Genomic DNA, 20,680 nt, shown 5'->3' with positions numbered 1-20,680 from the left:
AGCCTTATTTAAAGCTGTCAATAATTCTTTGATATTCTTCTTGACTTGAAAAGTGAATACAGATTTTTCCAGATTGCGATTGCTTAGAAAATTGGAGTGAGATTTCTGTACCGAATATCTTTTTTAATCTGTTTTCTTCTTCTTTGAGAAAAAGTTGGTACTTGTTTTTTGCTGAAGTCTTTTTTTGATGTGGATGCAATTGTTTTTCTAGCTGTCGAACTGAAAGTTCTTGAGATAGGATTTTAGTGAACCACTGATTTTGCTCTTTTTCTGATAAGTTGATAAGTAAACGAGCATGTCCTTGAGAAATTCTTCCTTCTTTTATCGCTTCCATAATATTAAGAGGTAAGTTTAATAAACGGACAGAATTTGTAATATAAGGACGTGATTTTCCCATTGTTTGAGCGATTTCTTTGTGTGTCAACCCTTTGTCAATTAAATATTGATAAGATTGTGCTTCTTCTATAGGATTTAAGTCTTCTCGTTGTAAATTTTCAATAATGGCTTGCTTCATCATTTCATCATCTGTTACTTCTTTTATAATAGCTGGTATATTAGTTAAGCCTGCTAATTTAGCAGCTCTAAAACGCCTTTCACCAGCTAATAATTCATAACCAATTATTGGAGATTTTCGTACAATGATGGGCTGAATAATCCCATGTTCTTTTATAGAATTAGCAAGTTCAGCAATTTTTTCTTCTGAAAATTCTTTTCTTGGTTGATAAGGATTTGTTTGGATGTCATTGAGTGTAATATATTGATATTTTTCCATGTTTATATAGAATAACACACCTTTACAATTCTGTAAAGATGTGTTAATAAAGTGTCAATTATTTGAATCTAAATCTTTTGTAGATTTTGTCAGCTTAATAGTAGTTGTTGTTTCTTTTCCATTACGATAAAATGTAATTTTTATATCATCACCAATTGAATGTTTGTATAAAGCAGATTGTAAATCACTTACTGAGGAAATGTCTTTGCCATCTACTTTTGTAATAACATCATATTTTTGAAGCTTTCCTGCTGCAGGCATCCCAGCTTGAGCTGAACGTACAACAACCCCACTAGTTACTTTGGATGGGAGTTTTAAGCGTGATAAATCTGAATTAGACAGATTAGTGATGTCGATCATTTGGATTCCTAGAGCTGGTCGTGTAACAGTTCCGTTTGCTTCTAATTGATTGATAATATTAATAACATCATTAGATGGAATGGCAAAACCTAATCCCTCAACAGAAGTTCCACCGTTGCTAGCAATTTTACTTGAAGTAATACCAATTACTTGTCCTTGGATATTTACAAGTGGACCACCAGAATTCCCTGGATTGATAGCTGTATCAGTTTGGATAGCTTGTGTTGAAATAGTTTGACCGCTTTCAGATTTTAAAGACACATTACGATTTAAGCTAGAAATAATTCCTTGTGTCACAGTATTAGCATAATTTGATCCGAGTGGACTTCCAATCGCAATAGCTGTTTCACCAACAGTTAATTTACTAGAATCTCCAAACTCAGCAACTGTTTTTACTTTATCAGCACTAATACGAACAACAGAGATATCAGAATAAGTATCTGAACCTATAATTTCTCCAGGAACTTTGTTCCCATCAGCCAAACGAATATCAACTTTTTTAGCACCATTAATAACATGGGTATTGGTCACTAAGTAGGCGTATTTTCCGTCTTTTTTATAAATAACCCCAGATCCTTCACTAGCCACTTGTTGAGAATTATCGTTATTAGTATTTGAATCATCATTTCCAAAAACACTATTTTGAGAATTATTATTAGCATAGGTAATAACAGATACAACTGCATCCTTTACTTTGCTTACAGCTTGTGTTGTAGAATTTGTATTTTTATAAGCAGTAGTAACTTTGTTAACCTTAGTTGTTGTGGAACTATTTGTTGATAATTTTGATGAGGTTAAGTTTCCAAATAAACCACCAATAAAACCTATAGCTAAGACCATGAAAAGCCATAATAATTTTTTTGTAAAATTTGAAGAATTTTTCATATCTTCCTCCTAGTTATTTCAATTACTGAAAGTATAAATAATTTATCTTAATTATAACTTAAATGTTTAACCTTATCCACAAATTGTGGATAACTTTCAAAATCTGTGACTTTCTTAGTAATTTATAAGGTTTTTGAAAGAAAATTTAAAGTTTTATCTTGTGAATAAGATGTGAAATAACTGTGGATATGATAGAATAGAAATATGAAAATAAAACTTGTAACTGTTGGAAAATTAAAAGAAAAATATCTTAAAGATGGGATTGCAGAGTATGCAAAACGCTTAAAACATTTTACTAAATTTGAGTTGATTGAACTTTCAGATGAAAAAACACCTGATAAAGCAAGTCACTTAAAAAATCAGCAAATTCTGGAGAAAGAAGGGAATCGTATTTTATCGAAAATAACTGATAAGGAATTTGTGATTGCTTTAGCTATTGAAGGTCAACAATTTCCGTCAGAAGAATTTAGTAAGATATTGAGTGATATAACCATTCGTGGAATTTCAAATATTACTTTTGTGATTGGAGGAAGCCTTGGCTTATCTAATACTGTTAAAAAAAGAGCTAATTTATTGATGAGTTTTGGAAAATTGACTCTTCCTCATCAATTGATGCGATTAGTTTTAGTAGAACAAATTTATCGAGCATTTATGATTCAACAAGGAAGTCCTTATCATAAGTAATCTTGACGTTGTGGACTTTTTTTGTTAAAATGATAAAGCATTGGTCTCATAGCTCAGCTGGATAGAGCATTCGCCTTCTAAGCGAACGGTCGCAGGTTCGAATCCTGCTGGGATCATATAAGTTTAAAGGCACGAGAGAAGCGTGCCTTTTTCTATATCTGTGTAAAAAGTCTTTTGAGATGTAAAAATGTGTTTTTTGGAGATTTTTTCAATTTGGTTTTAAAAATTTTGTATAATTACTTTGTAAGATTTCTTACAAAAAACAAACATTAAGGAGAATTTATGAAAAAAATTTTTAGCAAAAAGGAAATAACTAAAGTGGAAGTTGAATCATTTAAAGAACTTACTGATGAACAGTTAAATAAAATTGTTGGTGGAGATAGTCGAATAAGAATGGGATTTGATTTTTCTAAACTTTTTGGTAAATAAATATTTAGGAGTAAGTATAGTGAAAATAGAATTTATACATTGGATTATATTCTCAATTATAGAAGCTGTTTCTGTTGTATATTGTTATAAGAAGATAAGTAGAGTGAATAAAGTGAATATTCACTTTACTTTATTATGTTTAGGAATTGTATTTTTGACTGATTTTACTACAATAATACATTATTCGGTTAGATATATAATGTTTTTTATTCAACCATTATTTTTTTATTTATACTTTGTTAAAGTAAAAAAAGTTAAAAAACATTCGTCTTTATTTTTAGCACTATTTTTATCTTTAGCTGTATCAGGTTCTGAAACCTTCTTTTCAGTTATTATTTCTTCTGTTACAGGTGATAAGTTTGTTGATAGATATTGGGGATTGTTCTATATTTTTATTAATATTATTTCTTTAGTTTTCATTTTAAAAGCAATTGATTATTTTAAGTTTAATTTTAAATATTTTAAAAAGGTTGATTTCAAAGATAAGATTGTACAGTTAAATTTTTATCTATTATTCATTCATTTTTTATTAAATGTATCGCATTGGCTTAGCAATATGAAAAGTTTAAATAGTTTTTCTAGTATGATTGCGACGATTTGCTTTTTGATGTTTATGTCAATTTTATTCTACTTACAATCTATTCGTGAAAAATATGAAAAAGAGGAGCAAATTAAACAAAAAGAACGAGAACAGCTACAACTACAAAAGTATACAGATGAAATTGTGAGTCTTTACAATGAAATTCGAGGTTTTCGTCACGATTATGGTGGGATGTTGGCAAGTTTCCAATCTGCCATTCATACAGGTAATATAAGAGAAGTAGAACGAATTTATCAAGAAGTACTAGTAAATGCTAATTTACAACTTCGTTCAGATAAATATACTTATTTTGATTTAAATAACATTGGGGATTCAGCGCTTAGAAGCGTTATGATACAAACCTTGTTTAAGGCACGTGATTATAATATAGAATTAACATTTGAAGTAAAAGATTTTGTCAAGCCTTTACCGATTAAATTATTAGATCTAGTTAGAATGACAAGTGTTCTTTTAAATAATGCCATAGAAGGAGCAGCAGAAAGTTATCAAAAAACAATGAATGTTTCTTTGGTAGATTTGGATACAGAAACTATCTTAGTCATTCAAAATTCACGTAAAAAAAGACAACTAGACTTAGAAATGATTTATCAAACCGATTTTTCAACAAAGGGCGAGGGACGAGGTTTAGGTTTAAGCAATATCAAAGAAATTATTAATAACTATGAAGGAATTATTCTTGATACAAACATTGAGGATGAATATTTTACACAAGTAATGAGAGTAAGGAAAGAAGGTCTATAATGAAAGTACTAATATTAGAAGATGAAATTACACATCAAGTTAGAATGGAAACAACATTGGCAGAAATAGCTAAGGAAATGGGGATTCCGATAAAAGTTAAAATAACTGGAAAAGTAAGAGAATTTAAAGAATATATTGAAAACGATGAAGTAAATCAATTATATTTTTTAGATATTGATATTAAAGGTGAAGAAACAAAAGGGTTAGAAATAGCCAAATTTATACGGCATCATAATCCTTATGCCATTATTGTTTTTGTTACAACAAAATCAGAATTTGCTACTATGACGTTTAAATATAAAGTATCTGCATTGGATTTTGTTGATAAAAATTTGAATGATGCTGCTTTTAAAAAACATATAAAAGACAGTATTGAATATACAAAAGCAACGTTGATTGAAAATAAAGATATGGTTGATTATTTTGAATATAGTTTCCGTGGTGGCGAAGTTAGAATGCCTTTTAATGATATTTTATATATTGAAACGACAGGTTCTTCTCATAAATTAAGAATTGTTGGTAAAAACTTTTTTAAAGAATTTTATGGTACGATTGCAGATATTCAGGAAAAAGACGAGAAAACACAGCGCTTCTTTTCACCTCATAAATCTTATCTAGTTAATATTGGGAATATTAAAGGTTATGATAAAAAAACAAGAGAAATTATTTTTTATGAAGATCACCGTTGTCCGATTACTCGAATGAAAATTGGAAAGTTGAAATCCATTTTAGAGGAATCAAAAGGATGAGTAAAAACTAAATTTTTAAATAAAAACTATTGACAAAGTTTTCCAAACTGGTATAATAGTATATGTTCTGTTAAAGAACATATATGGTCCGTTGGTCAAGGGGTTAAGACACCGCCTTTTCACGGCGGTAACACGGGTTCGAATCCCGTACGGACTATATTATCCGGCATAGCTCAGTTGGTAGTAGCGCATGACTGTTAATCATGATGTCGTAGGTTCGAGTCCTACTGCCGGAGCTACTAAGCATTCATAAAGGGTGCTTTTTTATATTATCAAGATATAATAAAACCCAAACTGAGCAAAAAGACAGTTTGGGTTTTTAATTATAACAATTTTTCTTTCGTATCTTATTATAAATAATAAAGAACGAGATTCCAGATAAAAATGCTATACTACCATCTTTAAGACCATTCGGGATAAATGTCAATTTAATTTTTCCCTCTCCTTTTTTTACATTAACCTTCATAAAGCCATTTTGTGCTCTTGAAATTTTGATTGTTTTCCCATTTTGCGTTGCAGACCAACCTTTATCATAAGGAATGGTGAAGAATAAAGAACTATTTCGTTGAGCTTGATAATATGCTGTTATTGTATTATATTTTGTTGTTACTGATACTTTTTGTTGTTGAATCTTGTTTATTGCTTGTTGAAAACGATTTGTATCAAGAGTATAAAATTCAGGACTATCAAACGAAACTTTTGAATTATCTGGAAAAGTTACTTTTACAGTTATGGTTTGCTTGTGATTAAAGTATCCAAGATTAAAAAAAGGAAAGACATTATTAGTACTATAATGCATTTTTTGATTGTTGTTTACAGTTATGTCAACTGATTTTTGGTTGTCATTTGAGAAAGTTAAGTTTGGTAAAGTTAAATAAACTTGACTATTTGCTGGAACTTCTAAAGTATAAGAGACACTGGCAAAAGAATCATGACCATTTTTATCTACTTCTGCAACTATTCTATTTCCAACCTGTTTAACATTATGATTACTTGTAGGAGTTAATCGGTGATAGTATTTTAAATTTAATCCAGAAAGTTGATTGAGAAAACGAGTTTGATTATCTAACGTTAAATGATTAAACTTTACATCTTTGTAAATTGAATTTGTTAGAAATGCTAGTGAATTAGCATTTCTATTTTCATAGAGTGTTAAATTATCTTTAGTCTTAATAGACGAAAAACCATATTTCTGAGGATTATTTGTTGAAATATTATATTTTACTCCTAATAAGCTATCCATAATAATACTATTATTTTGATAACGTAAATTTAAATTCGTTCCAGATGATTTGAAACCGAGTTTATCAAGAATAGAACTAGCTGCAGTATTACGAACAGAAGAAAATTGAGAGATACCATTATAATTGTACTTCATGCTGTCATTTCCAGTTTGAATAGACAATTTTTCGGTTCTAAAGAAATTTAAGTTTTTCTTTTTACTATATTTAACGAGTGAATCAATAGATGTTAAATCTTGTTCATAAGCATTCCTACTTGCAAAGATCCATTCCTTTGCAATTCCTTCCATTTGATAAAAGCTATTTAAACTAAGTTCAAAACAAACAAATAATAAAGTAGAAACTGTAAATATTTTAGAAGGGATATATTTTTTTGTATAAGCCCAAAAAATTAAAAGATAGGCGACTAAAAACTCTAATGTTAAGATAAAATTAACGGAACCTAAAAATTTGTAATGTTTCTTAAAAATAAAAGTAGAAATAAACCCAAATCCTAAGATAGAAAAACTAACTAGAATATTTGTTAGTTTAAATTCCTTTAGACGTTCTAAACTTTCTGCAGCTAAGAAGATAATGACAATGGAAAATGTCCAAGAATAACGATGTAGAAACATATTTGGCGCATGCATACCTTGCCAAAATAAATCTAACGGTTGTAAAGAAAAGCTAGCTACTAAAATTGTAATTAAAAGAAAATAAGCAAGTTTCACGTGAAACTTAATGGATCGTAATGTAAAAAATAGAACTGCTAACAATAATGGAATGAGACCAACATAAATCATAGGAATAGAGCCATATTTAGTTGTGTCAAAAGCTCCAATGAAGTTTTTGGCAAAAATATCTAAATACCAACTTTTTTCAGTCAGTAAGGTTGTCACTTTTGTTAATTTTTCACCATGAGTTTTTAAGTCTAGAAAAGTTGGTAAAATCATGATAAGACTCGTTATCCCAGCTAAAATTGATACAATTGTAAAGTCCAGGAAAGATTTAATCCTAGTTTTAAAATCCCATGAAATTTGAACAATATACCATAGAATAAGAAAGAGAACCATCATGTATCCAAAATAATAATTTTGAATGAAAAGAATTGACAGAGATGTAAAGTAAAGAACATAACCTTTTTGGAGTATCAAATAATGTAAACCAAGTAAAATAAGCGGAATAATGATGAAAACATCTAACCAAGTTTTTATTTCAAGTTGACTAACTGAAAAACTCATTAAAGCATAGGATGTTGACAGTATCAAAATAAGATGAGAAGAAATTTTTTTAAAGATAGCTTTAATACTTACGAAACATGTTAATCCCATTAAACCAAACTTTAACAGAGTAAATAAATATACTGCATCTGGCATATTTTTTAAATTGAAAAAGTAAACTAAAGGTGATAAGAAACTTCCAAGATAATAGCTAGATAAAGCATAAAAATTTAATCCAAGTCCACTTGTAAACGTGTAAAAAATATTGTCTGTACCATGCAAAATATTTCTTAAAGTAACATCGAAAATGACATACTGATGAAAACCATCTCCCAAAAGTGGAGAAGTGTCACTTTTCCAATAAATTCCATTTATAAAATAAGTTAAAAACAGGATAAAAAATGGGATAAAAAAGGCAAACAGATAATAATGTTTAAGAAGTTTTTTGATTTTTTTCATAGGTTATGATAAATAATAAAATGCTAAAAATTAAGGAACTGAATCTTTTATCAGCTCCTACTGGCGAAAAGGTTTAATCTTTCCAAAGGTTCTTGACTTTTTCTTGTACTTCTTGATTTTCTAAAAATTCATCATAGGTTTCATCAATTCGGTCAATGACACCATTTTTAGAAAGAACAATAATGTGATTAGCAAGTGTCTGGATAAATTCATGATCATGACTAGCAAAAATAATAGATTCTTTAAAGTTTTTCAGACCGTCATTTAGGCTAGAAATAGATTCTAAGTCTAAGTGGTTGGTTGGATCATCTAATATCAAAACGTTTGATTTGAGAAGCATGAGTTTAGACAGCATGACACGAACCTTTTCCCCACCTGACAAAACATTGACAGGTTTGTTAACTTCATCACCAGAGAAAAGCATACGCCCTAAGAACCCTCGAAGGAAAGTATTGTCATCTTCTTCTTTACTTGCAAATTGACGGAGCCAGTCAAGAATAGATTCCCCACTAGCAAAGTCTTTGCTGGTGTCTTTTGGTAGATAAGATTGACTAGTTGTAACGCCCCACTTTACAGTTCCTTCATAGTCAATATCTCCTATAATAGCTCGAATCAAAGCAGTTGTTTGAAGGTCGTTTTGTCCAATCAAGGCTGTCTTATCTCCAGGACGCAGAATGAAGCTGATATTATTAAGAATAATATCGCCGTCAATCTTGACAGAAAGATTTTCTACTATCAAGAGGTCGTTTCCGATTTCACGTTCTGCTTTGAAGTTAATAAATGGATATTTACGGCTTGATGGGACAATTTCTTCCAATTCAATTTTGTCAAGCATTTTTTTACGAGAAGTTGCTTGCTTAGATTTTGAAGCATTAGCAGAGAAGCGAGCAACGAATTCTTGCAGTTGCTTGATTTTTTCCTCAGCTTTAGCATTGCGGTCTGCTAAGAGTTTAGCAGCTAATTCACTAGATTCTTTCCAGAAGTCATAATTACCAACATAAAGTTTGATTTTACCGAAGTCTAAATCAGCCATATGGGTACATACTTTATTAAGGAAGTGACGATCGTGAGATACAACAATAACGGTGTTTTCAAAATCAATCAAAAAATCTTCTAGCCAAGAGATGGATTGGATATCAAGACCGTTTGTTGGTTCATCTAGTAACAGAACGTCTGGTTTACCAAATAGAGCTTTAGCAAGAAGAACTTTTACTTTATCTCCATTTGATAATTCGTTCATATTTTGGTAGTGGAGGGTTTCAGGAATATGAAGATTTTGTAGCAATTGAGAAGCTTCGGTTTCGGCTTCCCAGCCACCTAATTCAGCAAATTCACCTTCTAATTCAGCTGCTCGGACACCATCTTCATCAGAAAAATCAGGTTTCATATAAATGGTATCTTTTTCTTTCATAATATTATAAAGATGCTCATTCCCCATGATAACTACGTCAATAACTCGATTTTCTTCATAGTCAAAATGATTTTGTCGAAGGACTGAGAGACGTTCATCTGGTCCGAGTGAGATATTTCCAGTAGTTGGTTCGATATCGCCAGCTAAGATTTTTAAAAAAGTTGATTTTCCTGCACCATTAGCGCCGATTAAACCATAAGTATTTCCTTTTGTAAATTTGATATTCACATCATCAAATAATTTTCGATCACTAAATCGTAGTGAGACATCCGATACTGTAAGCAATATTTTTCTCCTAACTCTGTAATTAGTTTCATTTTACTAGAAAATTTGACTTTTTTCAAATGATTCAGGGATAAAATATTACATTTTAGAATATAGAGAAGTAAGAAAAAATAAATAGATTTATAATAAATTTATAAATTTTTAGGAGGAAAAAATGAAAATTTTATTAATAAATGGTTATCAAAAGCATGATTTCTGTAAAGGAGAATTAAATTTTAGTTTGTATAATGTTATGTTGGAAAATTTACGACACAAACATGATATTCAGTTATCGTCAGTTGAGGACTACAACGTAATAAACGAAAGAAATAAATTTTTGTGGGCAGATTTGATTATTTTTCAATTTCCTATTTATTGGTTTAATGTGCCTGGAAAGTTAAAGCTGTATATGGATGAAGTTTTTGAATATGGTCAATTTTATTCGTTTGCAGATACTTATGGTCAAGGTGGTTTAATGAAAAACAAGGAGTACATCTTATCCACAACTTGGAATGCACCAGAAGAAGCGTTTAATAATCCGACTACATTTTTTGATGGAAAAGATGTTGATGATATTTTGATTTCATTTCATAAGACCATGGAATTTTGTGGTTTAAAGAAAAGAAAAACACTATCTTTCCATAATGTTGTAAAAAATCCTCAATTTGAATCTTACAAACAAACAGTGGAAGATTATTTTTTAAAAGAATTGTAAATATGATGTAAAGGAATAGTAAAGTGTTAGTTGTTTTTAATTTTAAAAATCAGATGTCAATCAAGCAACAATTAGAATTGTTAGAGAAGTTCAATCAACCAATAAACAAGCAGCATCAATTGATTATAGCTCCTATTATACCAAATTATGATGAGTATCATTTTGACATCGCAGTTCAAAATTTGTCAATTAAAGGAAGAAATGTAGGTGATTTATCACCTCAACATTTAAAACATTACAATATAAACTATGCTTTTGTAGGCCATTTAGAAAGGCAAAAGTGTTTAAATGAAACAACAAGAATTATTCGATCAAAGCTTGACAATGCTTTACAGAAAGATATTGTCCCTATTATTTGTGTAGGAAATCATGAAAAACCTATTTTTGAATGTGCAACATATTTAGATGGTTTGAATCTTCAGGATAAACATATTATCATAGCTTATGAAATATTAAGTGCAACATTAAAAGGAAAAAAGGATTATTCATTTACAAAAGTTGAAGAAAGTTTCCAAGATTTAAAAAATTATTTAGATAATTCAAGTGTAAAGTTTGGGTTTACATATCAGTTGATTTTTGGTGGTGGTGTAAACTGTGAAGATATTGAACAGATTTTAACCATTGGATTTGATGGTATTCTTATTGGAGATAGAATTGAAAGTTTGGTTGAAATACACCAATACTTACTAAAAGATACTCTTGTATTGATGTAAAAAACAAGGAGAAGAAAAAATGAAATCAATTTTAGTAACAGGTGGAGCTGGATATATTGGCTCTCATACTGTAAAGGCACTTTTAGATGCTGATTATGATGTGCATGTTTTGGATAATCTAGCATCAGGTGTCAGGGATGCGGTGGATGTAAGAGCGCACTTTAAAGAACTGGATGTTTATGATGAGCTGGCATTAAAAGATTATTTACAATCTCATAAAATTGATGCTGTATTGCACTGTGCAGGGGAAATCGTTGTTAGTGAAAGTATTGAAAATCCTAGTAAATATTTTGCGGCTAACGTAGCAGGCATGAACCATGTTTTAAAAGTATTATCAGAAGTAGGCATCAATAAGATGATTTTTTCATCAACGGCTTCAGTTTATGGAAATAATTGTATGGATAAACCAGCAAATGAGGATACGCTATTAAATCCAGTAAATCCTTATGCAGAGACAAAACTGATGGGAGAACGCATGATTTATTGGATGGCCAACCGTTATGGTTGGAAATATGTCATTTTTCGTTATTTTAATGTTGCTGGTGCTGCTATGGATGCTTCAAATGGTTTGAGGGTTAAAAATCCGACACATATTATCCCTAATATTAATAAAACGGCTCTTGGACAAAATGATGCTTTAAAAATTTTTGGCGATGATTATGAAACGAGAGATGGTTCATGCATCCGTGATTATATTCATGTTTTAGATTTAGCTCAGGCACATGTAAAGGGACTTGACTATTTGTTTACAGATTCGTCAACGTCACAGATATTCAATCTAGGAACTGAACATGGTTACACTGTCAAGGAGATATACAATACTGTAGAGCAAATTTTACAGAAAAAAATTCCTCATGAAATTGTCGCACGTCGTGTCGGTGATCCAGCAAGTGTGTTAGCAGATACTGCTAAAGTAAGAGAATTTTTAAATTGGCAAGCCTGTTATTCTTTGAAAGATATTATATTTTCTGATTATAATTGGCGTGTGAAAGCTGGCAATTCCATTGTCGAATAATTTTTAGAAGTGTAGAAATAGTTTCTACACTTTTTTCTTGAAAATGGTATAATATTATCAAGAAAATTCAAGGAGAATGTGATGTCAAAACCTATTATTTTAACAGGAGATCGTCCAACAGGGAAGTTACATATTGGTCATTATGTAGGAAGTTTGCGAAATCGTGTTTTATTGCAAGATGAAGGGAAATATGAATTATTTGTATTTTTAGCTGATCAACAAGCTTTGACGGATCACGCTAAGGATCCTAAGACAATTGTGGAGTCAATCGGGAATGTGGCATTAGACTATTTAGCTGCTGGCTTAGATCCTGAAAAGACAACTATTTTTATTCAAAGTCAAATCCCAGAGTTGTCAGAACTGTCAATGTATTATATGAATCTGGTATCACTAGCTCGTTTAGAACGTAACCCAACTGTCAAGTCAGAGATTGCTCAAAAAGGATTTGGTGAAAGTATCCCGACTGGTTTTTTAGTTTATCCAATTGTACAAGCAGCAGATATCACTGCTTTTAAAGCAAATTATGTTCCAGTAGGTAATGATCAAAAACCAATGATTGAACAGACTCGTGAAATTGTGCGTTCTTTTAATCATACTTATAGTTGTGATGTCTTGGTAGAGCCTGAAGGCATTTATCCTCAAAATGAAGCTGCAGGGCGTTTACCAGGGCTTGACGGGAATGCAAAAATGTCTAAATCTTTAAATAATGGTATCTATTTATCTGATGATATGGATACTCTACAAAAGAAAGTGATGAGCATGTATACGGATCCTGACCATATCAAGATTGAAGATCCTGGTAAAATTGACGGTAATATGGTTTTTCATTATTTAGATGTATTTGGTCGTCCAGAAGATATGCGAGAAATTACAATAATGAAAGAACACTATCAACAAGGTGGACTGGGAGACGTGAAAACAAAACGCTATTTATTAGAAATTTTAGAGCGTGAATTAGGTCCAATTCGTGAACGTCGTGTTGAATTTTCAAAAGATATGGGAGAAGTCTATACTATGTTACAAAAAGGTAGTGATAGAGCACGGCAAGTAGCTAGTCAAACACTTTTTGAGGTAAAGTCTGCTATGGGAATTAACTATTTTCAATAAAAATGAGCAAAACTATCACCTAACGTGATGGTTTTTACTTTTTATAAAATAGAGATTGACAAATACAGATAGAATGGTATCATATTAACAATAAATACGAGCTATGCTCAATAAATAAAGAAAAGAGGAATTTGTGGATGTCTAACTGGGACGTTAAATTTTTGAAAAAAGGTTTTACTTTTGATGATGTATTACTCATTCCTGCTGAGAGTCATGTTTTGCCAAATGATGCTAATTTACAAACAAAATTGGCTCAAAATTTGACACTCAATATTCCAATTATCACTGCAGCAATGGATACTGTTACAGAAAGTAAAATGGCCATTGCTATTGCTCGTGCTGGAGGTCTTGGTGTTATTCACAAAAATATGTCTATTGAGCAACAAGCAGATGAAGTTCGGAAAGTTAAACGTTCGGAAAATGGAGTTATCATTGATCCATTCTTCTTGACTCCGACTCATACGGTTTCAGATGCAGAAGAATTGATGGAGCGTTATCGTATCAGTGGAGTTCCTGTTGTTGAAACTCTTGAAAATAGGAAGCTAGTTGGGATTATTACAAATCGTGATATGAGATTTATTATGGATTATAATCAACCTATCTCTGCGCATATGACGAGTAAAAATCTAGTAACTGCTCCTGTTGGGACAGACCTTGAAACAGCAGAGCGTATACTTCATGAGCATCGTATTGAAAAATTACCATTAGTTGATGACTACGGTCGTTTATCTGGTCTGATTACAATTAAAGATATTGAAAAAGTAATTGAATTTCCAAATGCAGCTAAAGATGAATATGGTCGTCTTTTGGTTGCTGGTGCAGTAGGAGTTACTTCTGATACATTTGAGCGTGCAGAAGCTTTATTTGAAGCAGGTGCAGATGCTATTGTCATTGATACAGCACATGGACATTCAGCGGGAGTACTTCGGAAGATTGCTGAGATTCGTGAACATTTTCCAGAACGAACGTTGATTGCAGGAAATATTGCTACTGCAGAAGGTGCACGTGCGTTATACGATGCTGGAGTTGATGTTGTGAAAGTCGGAATCGGTCCAGGTTCAATTTGTACCACTCGTGTCATTGCTGGAGTTGGTGTACCTCAAGTGACGGCAATTTATGATGCTGCACAAGTTGCGCGTGAATACGGGAAAACAATTATTGCAGACGGAGGTATTCAGTATTCAGGAGATATTGTGAAGGCACTGGCTGCGGGAGGCAATGCGGTCATGCTCGGTTCAATGTTTGCTGGTACAGATGAGGCGCCAGGTGAAACGGAAATTTTCCAGGGTCGTAAGTTTAAAACTTATCGCGGAATGGGTTCGATTGCAGCTATGAAGAAAGGGTCAAGCGATCGTTATTTCCAAGGTTCTGTTAATGAAGCAAATAAATTGGTACCGGAAGGAATTGAAGGTCGTGTAGCTTATAAAGGTGCAGCAGCAGATATCGTTTTCCAAATGATTGGGGGAGTTCGTTCTGGTATGGGATATTGTGGAGCAGCCAATCTCCAAGAGCTACATGACAAAGCTCAATTTATTGAAATGAGTGGGGCTGGTTTGAAAGAAAGCCACCCTCATGATGTTCAAATTACGAATGAAGCTCCAAACTATTCTGTACAATAAGATCTATTATAAAAGCTCTGCAGTAGATAATGCAGAGCTTTTATAATTAACATACTTTACAAATGTGTAAAGCGTGTTAATATCTAGTTTACACCTTGTCTTCAGTTAAATGTCCTTCATGAATTGAGAAAATTTTAATATCAGAAGGCATGTTTTGTAAATGTTCTAGAGTTGTTGTGGTGATAAATGTTTGGATGTTTTGGGAAATAGATTCAAGTAGATTAAGTTGACGGTTATTGTCAAGTTCACTCATGACATCGTCAAGTAGAAGAATTGGTTTTTCTTTAGTAACAGTTTCCATAAGCTCAATTTCTGCCAGTTTGAGAGATAAGACTACGCTTCGATGTTGTCCTTGACTACCAAAATTAGCATTCATATCATTGATATAAAAAGCAATATCATCTCGATGGGGACCAACTCCAGTAGTTTTTTTAAATAAATCTCTGCTACGACTTTGTTTTAATGCAATTCGAAAAGCTTCTTCTAGTTTATTGAAATCTGAAAGTCGAATAGAAGAGCAGTATTTAATAGTTAAATTTTCTAAATTATTTGAGAGTTCCAAATGTTTTTGCTGACCAAAGTATTCTAATTTTTTGAGAAATTCTATTCGATGCTGCATAATGCGGCAACCAAACTCTACTAACTGATCATCCAAGACAGTTAAAAAAGTCTCATCTATTGTTTTTGCTGTCTTTAAATAAGTATTTCTCTGTTTTAGAACATGATGATAATGTGATAAATCAGATAAATAAATTGGTTTAATTTGCCCCAACTCTATATCAACAAATTTGCGTCTAAGGGTTGGAGCTCCTTTAATCAATTGTAAATCTTCTGGAGCAAACAAAACAATATTCATATTTCCAATGTAATCTGATAATTTGCTTTGTTTTAGATGATTAACCTTTGTAATTCTTCCTTTTGGTGTCAAGTCAATCTCTAAAGAAATCTTTCCAGTTTGCTTGACAAGTTGTCCAGATACTTTTAAGGTGTCTTTAGAAAAATAAATTAAATCTTTATCTGAACGAGTTCGATGACTCCGTGTCAATGCAAGAAAATAGATAGCTTCTAAAATATTTGTTTTTCCTTGAGCATTTTGACCTAGAAAAATGTTGAGTCCAGGATGAAAGTCTATTTCAGTTAGCTCGTAATTGCGAAAATGTTGAATTTGTAAGTTTTTTAACCACATATTTAAATACCTGGGAAGCGGATAGGAGCTTTTTTATTAGATTTATTGGCTTTTTGATTTACTGTTGCTGGTTTACTTTTTTTGATACTTTTGTTCATTTCTTTTACAAGAGCACCGACTCGTCTTTTTTCTAAAAGCTCTTTTTCGTGCTCAATTCTTTCCTCCTCATTTGGTGCAGTCAATAGTATTTCTAATTTTTGATTTGGAAGAGTGATGATATCGCCAATACGAATTTTCTTTCCGCGACGAGTTTCGAGATCTCCATTAAAATAAACTTGATTTTCTTGAAGAAAACTTTTAATAGCACCACCACTTTGAATGATTCCAACTTCTTTTAATAATGCTTGTAAAGTAATATATTCATCAAATAATTTGTATTTCATAATTCACCTCAATCTTTGTCATTATATCATAATTGGGTGAAAAGATGATATTAAAATTATTCAAACGTATCATGAAGAAAACGTTTTAAGATGAAAGAATAATACTTGAATGAGAAATTAAGCACTGTTTCGTGATATAATAGAGGTCAATAAAAAAAGAAGATGAGGGACGATATGGAGTTGGTTTCTGGAGTAGATCTCCATTTTATAACATCCAAAAAATTTAAAACCAATCGAATAAAAATAAGATTTTCAGCTCCAATGTCTATGGATACGATAGCGGGACGCGTACTGGCTGCAAATATGCTCGAAACAGCTAACGAAATTTATCCCACGTCACAGATCTTTCGTGAGCGATTAGCAAATCTTTATGGTGCGAACTTTTCAACAAGACTATCACGAAGAGGACTCATTCATTATGTAGATTTAGATATTTCCTTTGTTAGTGATGCATTTTTAAGTCGTAAAAATACATTAACAGGAGAGATACTTAATTTTTTAAAAGATAGCTTGTTAAAACCTTTAGTAGATGGAAGGGCTTTTAATCGAACTGTTTTTGAAGTTGAAAAGAAGAATGTACTTAACGATTTAAAAGCTGAAATTGAGGATCACTTTTATCACGCTCATCAAGAACTGAATAAATTATTTTATACAAAGCAAGACATGCAAATTCCTCATTTTGCCACATTAGATTTGGTTGAAAAAGAAACTCCAAAAAGTAGCTTTGCAGTTTTTCAAGACATGCTTCAAAATGATAAGATTGACATATTTTTTATAGGTGATTTTAATGAGATTGAAGTCTATGAACATTTAAAGATGTTTGGTTTACACCCTCGTCAACCTGAGTTACACTTGCATTATCATCAAGAATTTTCGAATGTTTTAAAAGAGGGATTGAAACAAAATGATGCTCATCAATCCATTATTGAATTAGGATATCATTTTTCAGTTCAATATGGAGATAGGAATCATATCCCTCTTGTTGTATTGAATGGACTTTTAGGTGGTTTTGCTCATTCAAAATTATTTGTTAATATTCGTGAGAAAGAAAGTTTAGCTTACACGATTTCAAGTAGTATTGATATTTTTTCAGGTATGATGCGTATTTACGCTGGAATTGACAGGAAAAATAGGACTAAAACAGTCAGTTTAATTTATCGACAAATTGCAGATTTGAAAAAGGGACGTTTTACAGATGAAGACTTAAATCAGACTAAAAAAATGCTTCGAAATACGATGCTCCTTTCTTTAGATAGGCAAAATACATTGATAGAACGAGCTTATATGGCGTCTGTTTTGCAGAAAAGATTTATGTCAATTGATGTTTGGTTAAATGCTTTAGAAACAGTCACTAGAGAAGATATTATCGTCATTGCAAAACAACTCAAACTACAAGCAGTTTATTTCATGGAAGGAAAATAATGCAAATTTTAAAAATGGAGAGAAAGGATTATCCGGCAGTTGGGGAAGTAGTCTATCAAACTACTTTGCAAAATGGTTTAAGAGTGTTTCTTTTACCCAAACAAGACTTCAATGAAACTTATGGGATTATGACAGCAAATTTTGGGTCAATTGATACTTGTTTTATTCCGCGCGGTTCTAATCAAGTTGTTCAATATCCTGCAGGAGTTGCTCATTTTTTAGAACATAAATTATTTGAAGATGAAAATGGCCAGGATATTTTACAACAGTTTGTTAAGTTAGGAGCTGAGAGCAATGCCTTTACAAGTTTTACTAAGACCAGCTATCTTTTTTCAGCGACGGACAATATTTTAGAAAATGTGAGATTGTTGCAAAGTTTACTAGAAAATGCTTCTTTTACCGAGGAGTCAGTTCAACGTGAACAGGGAATTATTCAACAAGAAATTAGCATGTATCAAGATAATCCAGATTATTGTTTGTTTTTTCATACTTTAGCAAATCTTTATCCAGACACTTCATTAGCAGAAGATATTGCAGGAAGCATTGAATCAGTTACGGAAATAACAGTTGAGGATTTGAATGAAAATTTTGAAACCTTTTATCATCCATCCAATATGAGCCTATTGTTGATTGGCAATTTTGACTTAGAAAAGACTATTACTGTTATTCAAGAGCAACAAGAACATCTGGATTCTTTTGCTAAACAAGGACTCATTCAACGCTCTTCTCTTACGTTAAATCCTATTATTGCTACTGGAAGTGTACGAATGGAAGTGGCAAGTTCTAAGCTAGCAATCGGGTTACGTGGAAATCAATCGTTAGCGGAAGTTGATTTATTTCGTTATAAAATTGGTTTAAAACTGCTATTTGCAATGATGTTTGGCTGGACATCTAAAAGATTTCAAGCGCTTTACGAAGTTGGAAAAATAGACAACTCTCTATCGTTAGAAGTTGAGGTAGAAAAAGATTTTCACTTTGTGATGTTGACAATGGATACTAGTGAACCAGTTACTCTATCTCACCAATTTCGTTCGGCAATTCGGGATTTTGAAAAAGATCCTGATGTGACAGAAGAACATCTTGATACTATAAAAAGTGAAATGTTTGGTGATTTTTTGCATGGGCTCAATTCGCTAGAGTATATTGCAACTCAATATAAAACCTTTTCAGAAGGTGAGAATTTATTTGATTTACCCAAAATATTGCAGACAATTAGTTTAGTTGATGTGATTGAGATAGGACATTATTTTATTGATTCTTGTGACATGATTGATTTTACTATTTTTCCAAAATGATTTCATGTTTTAGTGAAATTTGGTAAAATAGTGTTTAATAGAAAGAAGGCTGAGGCGTATGAGAAAAAAAACAATTGGTGAAGTCCTGAGATTGGCTCGTATCAATCAAGGGATGAGCTTAGAAGATTTACAAAAGAAAACAGATATTCAGTTGGAGTTACTAGAAGCTATGGAAGCTGATGATTTTGATCGTCTCCCTAGTCCTTTCTATGCTCGTTCTTTTCTAAGAAAATATGCTTGGGCTGTTGATTTAGATGAGCGAATTATTCTTGAAGCTTATGAAGAAGGAAGCATGATTACTTATGATGAAGTGGACATTGATGAGGAAGAGAATTTTAGAAGCCGAAGAACGAAAAGGCAGCGAACTTCTTTTTTGCCATTATTCTACTTAACCATTCTAGCATTAGCTATTTTAGTCTTTGTTAGTTATTATGTTTGGACATATGTTCGTCATAATTCGTTAACCACAAATCCTTCATCAAGTTATAGTGTTGTAAATAAACAAACAACTACTTCATCTAGCTCAAATGATGGATCTACTTCTAGTGAATCTTCTAACAGTTCCAAAACAAATTTGACTGTATCGGGAAACGGCAGCAACTTGACAGCGATATTGACAGGAGCAGTCAAACCTGTCAATTTAAAACTATCTGTTAATGATACAACTAGCTGGGTAAGTGTTACAGGTACAGACTTAGAAGGTGGTGCAACATTAAGCCCTGAAAATCAAAGTGTGTCAACCACTATTTCACCAGGAACTACATCAACAATTACTCTTGGTGTGGTTCAAGGTGTGACAATTACAATAGATAATCAGCAGATTGATACATCAGGCTTGACAAGTTTGACAGGTACAATTACACTTATAATAAATAATTAAGGAAATGAAAATGAAAAAAGAAAATATTCCCAATGCTTTAACTTTGTTACGGATTGCTTTAATTCCAATTTTTATTTTAGTTCTATCCTTAAGTTACTCTGTTGGAATGCATGTTTTTGCAGCGATTATTTTTGCAGTAGCTAGTATTACAGATTATTTAGATGGCTATTTAGCTCGTAAATGGAAAGTTGTAACAAACTTTGGGAAATTTGCTGATCCTATGGCAGATAAGTTATTAGTAATGTCAGCTTTTATTATGTTAATTGAAATGAATATGACACCTGCTTGGGTTGTTGCAATTATCATCTGCAGAGAGTTAGCTGTGACAGGTTTGCGGTTATTATTGGTTGAAACTGGGGGGACAGTCTTAGCTGCTGCTATGCCAGGAAAAATAAAAACATTTACGCAGATGTTTTCCATTATTTTTTTGTTATTGCACTGGACATTGCTAGGACAAATTTTGCTATATATTGCATTGATTTTTACGATTTATTCGGGTTATGACTATTTCAAAGGAAGTGCCTATCTCTTTAAAGATACATTTAGATAA

The 20,680-nt window shown here is 31.8% G+C and carries 19 protein-coding genes and 3 tRNA genes; 16 read left to right on the top strand and 6 right to left on the bottom strand.

Annotation, left to right across the window (positions count from 1 at the left end; genetic code table 11):
• Positions 1–4: 4 nt before the first annotated feature.
• Positions 5–772, bottom strand: a complete 768-nt coding sequence (locus tag SCSC_RS09395) for a ParB/RepB/Spo0J family partition protein (protein WP_003071657.1) — start codon at positions 770–772, stop codon at positions 5–7.
• Positions 773–826: 54 nt separating this feature from the next.
• On the bottom strand, positions 827–2,017 hold the full coding sequence (gene htrA / locus SCSC_RS09390; RefSeq protein ID WP_006270334.1) for a serine protease HtrA: 1,191 nt from the start codon (positions 2,015–2,017) through the stop codon (positions 827–829).
• Between the two features lie 204 nt (positions 2,018–2,221).
• Between htrA and rlmH the strand changes: the two genes are divergently transcribed.
• From rlmH to SCSC_RS09355, 7 genes are all read left to right on the top strand, one after another.
• Complete coding sequence (gene rlmH, locus SCSC_RS09385) at positions 2,222–2,701, top strand: 23S rRNA (pseudouridine(1915)-N(3))-methyltransferase RlmH (protein WP_006270335.1); 480 nt, start codon at positions 2,222–2,224, stop codon at positions 2,699–2,701.
• A gap of 42 nt (positions 2,702–2,743) precedes the next feature.
• Positions 2,744–2,817: transfer RNA gene (locus SCSC_RS09380), tRNA-Arg, on the top strand.
• 166 nt (positions 2,818–2,983) lie between these two features.
• Entirely contained in the window at positions 2,984–3,130 is a 147-nt protein-coding gene (locus SCSC_RS09375; RefSeq protein WP_006270349.1) for a ComC/BlpC family leader-containing pheromone/bacteriocin, read from the top strand.
• Between the two features lie 19 nt (positions 3,131–3,149).
• Positions 3,150–4,472 (top strand): sensor histidine kinase, encoded by a 1,323-nt coding sequence (locus tag SCSC_RS09370; RefSeq protein WP_218028116.1) that lies wholly within the window; start codon positions 3,150–3,152, stop codon positions 4,470–4,472.
• Positions 4,472–5,221 carry a competence system response regulator transcription factor ComE gene (gene comE / locus SCSC_RS09365; RefSeq protein WP_003071650.1) on the top strand — a complete coding sequence of 250 codons (750 nt, stop codon included), beginning with the start codon at positions 4,472–4,474 and terminating at the stop codon, positions 5,219–5,221. Before SCSC_RS09370 ends, comE begins: the two co-directional genes overlap by 1 nt.
• 85 nt (positions 5,222–5,306) lie before the next feature.
• Positions 5,307–5,378, top strand: a tRNA-Glu gene (locus tag SCSC_RS09360).
• Positions 5,379–5,383: 5 nt separating this feature from the next.
• A tRNA-Asn gene (locus SCSC_RS09355) sits at positions 5,384–5,457 on the top strand.
• Between the two features lie 83 nt (positions 5,458–5,540).
• Here the strand turns inward: SCSC_RS09355 and SCSC_RS09350 are convergent.
• Positions 5,541–8,120 (bottom strand): YfhO family protein, encoded by a 2,580-nt coding sequence (locus SCSC_RS09350; RefSeq protein WP_006270322.1) that lies wholly within the window; start codon positions 8,118–8,120, stop codon positions 5,541–5,543.
• Positions 8,121–8,193: 73 nt separating this feature from the next.
• Positions 8,194–9,816, bottom strand: a complete 1,623-nt coding sequence (locus SCSC_RS09345) for an ATP-binding cassette domain-containing protein (protein WP_006270327.1) — start codon at positions 9,814–9,816, stop codon at positions 8,194–8,196.
• A 154-nt stretch (positions 9,817–9,970) separates the two neighbouring features.
• Between SCSC_RS09345 and SCSC_RS09340 the strand changes: the two genes are divergently transcribed.
• From SCSC_RS09340 to guaB, 5 genes are all read left to right on the top strand, one after another.
• Positions 9,971–10,510 (top strand): NAD(P)H-dependent oxidoreductase, encoded by a 540-nt coding sequence (locus tag SCSC_RS09340; protein ID WP_006270338.1) that lies wholly within the window; start codon positions 9,971–9,973, stop codon positions 10,508–10,510.
• A gap of 23 nt (positions 10,511–10,533) precedes the next feature.
• Positions 10,534–11,223, top strand: coding sequence for a triose-phosphate isomerase (locus tag SCSC_RS09335; protein ID WP_006270324.1), 690 nt, complete (start codon positions 10,534–10,536; stop codon positions 11,221–11,223).
• A 19-nt stretch (positions 11,224–11,242) separates the two neighbouring features.
• Positions 11,243–12,238 (top strand): UDP-glucose 4-epimerase GalE, encoded by a 996-nt coding sequence (gene galE, locus SCSC_RS09330; RefSeq protein ID WP_006270326.1) that lies wholly within the window; start codon positions 11,243–11,245, stop codon positions 12,236–12,238.
• A gap of 81 nt (positions 12,239–12,319) precedes the next feature.
• Positions 12,320–13,345 (top strand): tryptophan--tRNA ligase, encoded by a 1,026-nt coding sequence (trpS, locus tag SCSC_RS09325; protein WP_006270346.1) that lies wholly within the window; start codon positions 12,320–12,322, stop codon positions 13,343–13,345.
• Positions 13,346–13,482: 137 nt separating this feature from the next.
• Positions 13,483–14,964, top strand: coding sequence for an IMP dehydrogenase (gene guaB, locus SCSC_RS09320; RefSeq protein WP_006270353.1), 1,482 nt, complete (start codon positions 13,483–13,485; stop codon positions 14,962–14,964).
• A gap of 88 nt (positions 14,965–15,052) precedes the next feature.
• Here the strand turns inward: guaB and recF are convergent, their stop codons facing one another.
• The gene (gene recF / locus SCSC_RS09315; RefSeq protein ID WP_006270355.1) at positions 15,053–16,150 is read right to left on the bottom strand and encodes a DNA replication/repair protein RecF; all 1,098 of its coding nucleotides are present in this window, start codon (positions 16,148–16,150) and stop codon (positions 15,053–15,055) included.
• 2 nt (positions 16,151–16,152) lie between these two features.
• Positions 16,153–16,533 carry a S4 domain-containing protein YaaA gene (yaaA, locus tag SCSC_RS09310; protein ID WP_003071640.1) on the bottom strand — a complete coding sequence of 127 codons (381 nt, stop codon included), beginning with the start codon at positions 16,531–16,533 and terminating at the stop codon, positions 16,153–16,155.
• A 174-nt stretch (positions 16,534–16,707) separates the two neighbouring features.
• Between yaaA and yfmF the strand changes: the two genes are divergently transcribed.
• The 4 genes from yfmF to pgsA are packed head-to-tail and all read left to right on the top strand — an operon-like array spanning position 16,708 to position 20,680.
• The gene (gene yfmF, locus SCSC_RS09305; RefSeq protein ID WP_006270362.1) at positions 16,708–17,955 is read left to right on the top strand and encodes an EF-P 5-aminopentanol modification-associated protein YfmF; all 1,248 of its coding nucleotides are present in this window, start codon (positions 16,708–16,710) and stop codon (positions 17,953–17,955) included.
• On the top strand, positions 17,955–19,250 hold the full coding sequence (yfmH, locus tag SCSC_RS09300; RefSeq protein ID WP_003071636.1) for an EF-P 5-aminopentanol modification-associated protein YfmH: 1,296 nt from the start codon (positions 17,955–17,957) through the stop codon (positions 19,248–19,250). Before yfmF ends, yfmH begins: the two co-directional genes overlap by 1 nt.
• Positions 19,251–19,308: 58 nt before the next feature.
• The gene (gene rodZ, locus SCSC_RS09295) at positions 19,309–20,130 is read left to right on the top strand and encodes a cytoskeleton protein RodZ (RefSeq protein ID WP_003071635.1); all 822 of its coding nucleotides are present in this window, start codon (positions 19,309–19,311) and stop codon (positions 20,128–20,130) included.
• 10 nt (positions 20,131–20,140) lie between these two features.
• The gene (gene pgsA, locus SCSC_RS09290) at positions 20,141–20,680 is read left to right on the top strand and encodes a CDP-diacylglycerol--glycerol-3-phosphate 3-phosphatidyltransferase (protein WP_006270330.1); all 540 of its coding nucleotides are present in this window, start codon (positions 20,141–20,143) and stop codon (positions 20,678–20,680) included.

Source organism: Streptococcus constellatus subsp. constellatus, from assembly GCF_023167545.1.
Classification (GTDB): Bacteria; Bacillota; Bacilli; order Lactobacillales; family Streptococcaceae; genus Streptococcus; species Streptococcus constellatus.
This window is presented reverse-complemented; position numbering and strand designations above follow the sequence as displayed.

Excerpts from the sequence above, each read along its gene's own strand:
- rodZ (WP_003071635.1), top strand. The coding sequence starts at position 19,309 with ATGAGAAAAAAAACAATTGGTGAAGTCCTGAGATTGGCTCGTATCAAT.
- SCSC_RS09375 (WP_006270349.1), top strand. The coding sequence starts at position 2,984 with ATGAAAAAAATTTTTAGCAAAAAGGAAATAACTAAAGTGGAAGTTGAA.
- comE (WP_003071650.1), top strand. The coding sequence starts at position 4,472 with ATGAAAGTACTAATATTAGAAGATGAAATTACACATCAAGTTAGAATG.
- galE (WP_006270326.1), top strand. The coding sequence starts at position 11,243 with ATGAAATCAATTTTAGTAACAGGTGGAGCTGGATATATTGGCTCTCAT.
- trpS (WP_006270346.1), top strand. The coding sequence starts at position 12,320 with ATGTCAAAACCTATTATTTTAACAGGAGATCGTCCAACAGGGAAGTTA.
- htrA (WP_006270334.1), bottom strand. The coding sequence starts at position 2,017 with ATGAAAAATTCTTCAAATTTTACAAAAAAATTATTATGGCTTTTCATG.
- guaB (WP_006270353.1), top strand. The coding sequence starts at position 13,483 with ATGTCTAACTGGGACGTTAAATTTTTGAAAAAAGGTTTTACTTTTGAT.
- rlmH (WP_006270335.1), top strand. The coding sequence starts at position 2,222 with ATGAAAATAAAACTTGTAACTGTTGGAAAATTAAAAGAAAAATATCTT.
- SCSC_RS09395 (WP_003071657.1), bottom strand. The coding sequence starts at position 772 with ATGGAAAAATATCAATATATTACACTCAATGACATCCAAACAAATCCT.
- pgsA (WP_006270330.1), top strand. The coding sequence starts at position 20,141 with ATGAAAAAAGAAAATATTCCCAATGCTTTAACTTTGTTACGGATTGCT.
- yfmF (WP_006270362.1), top strand. The coding sequence starts at position 16,708 with ATGGAGTTGGTTTCTGGAGTAGATCTCCATTTTATAACATCCAAAAAA.
- yaaA (WP_003071640.1), bottom strand. The coding sequence starts at position 16,533 with ATGAAATACAAATTATTTGATGAATATATTACTTTACAAGCATTATTA.
- recF (WP_006270355.1), bottom strand. The coding sequence starts at position 16,150 with ATGTGGTTAAAAAACTTACAAATTCAACATTTTCGCAATTACGAGCTA.
- yfmH (WP_003071636.1), top strand. The coding sequence starts at position 17,955 with ATGCAAATTTTAAAAATGGAGAGAAAGGATTATCCGGCAGTTGGGGAA.
- SCSC_RS09350 (WP_006270322.1), bottom strand. The coding sequence starts at position 8,120 with ATGAAAAAAATCAAAAAACTTCTTAAACATTATTATCTGTTTGCCTTT.
- SCSC_RS09340 (WP_006270338.1), top strand. The coding sequence starts at position 9,971 with ATGAAAATTTTATTAATAAATGGTTATCAAAAGCATGATTTCTGTAAA.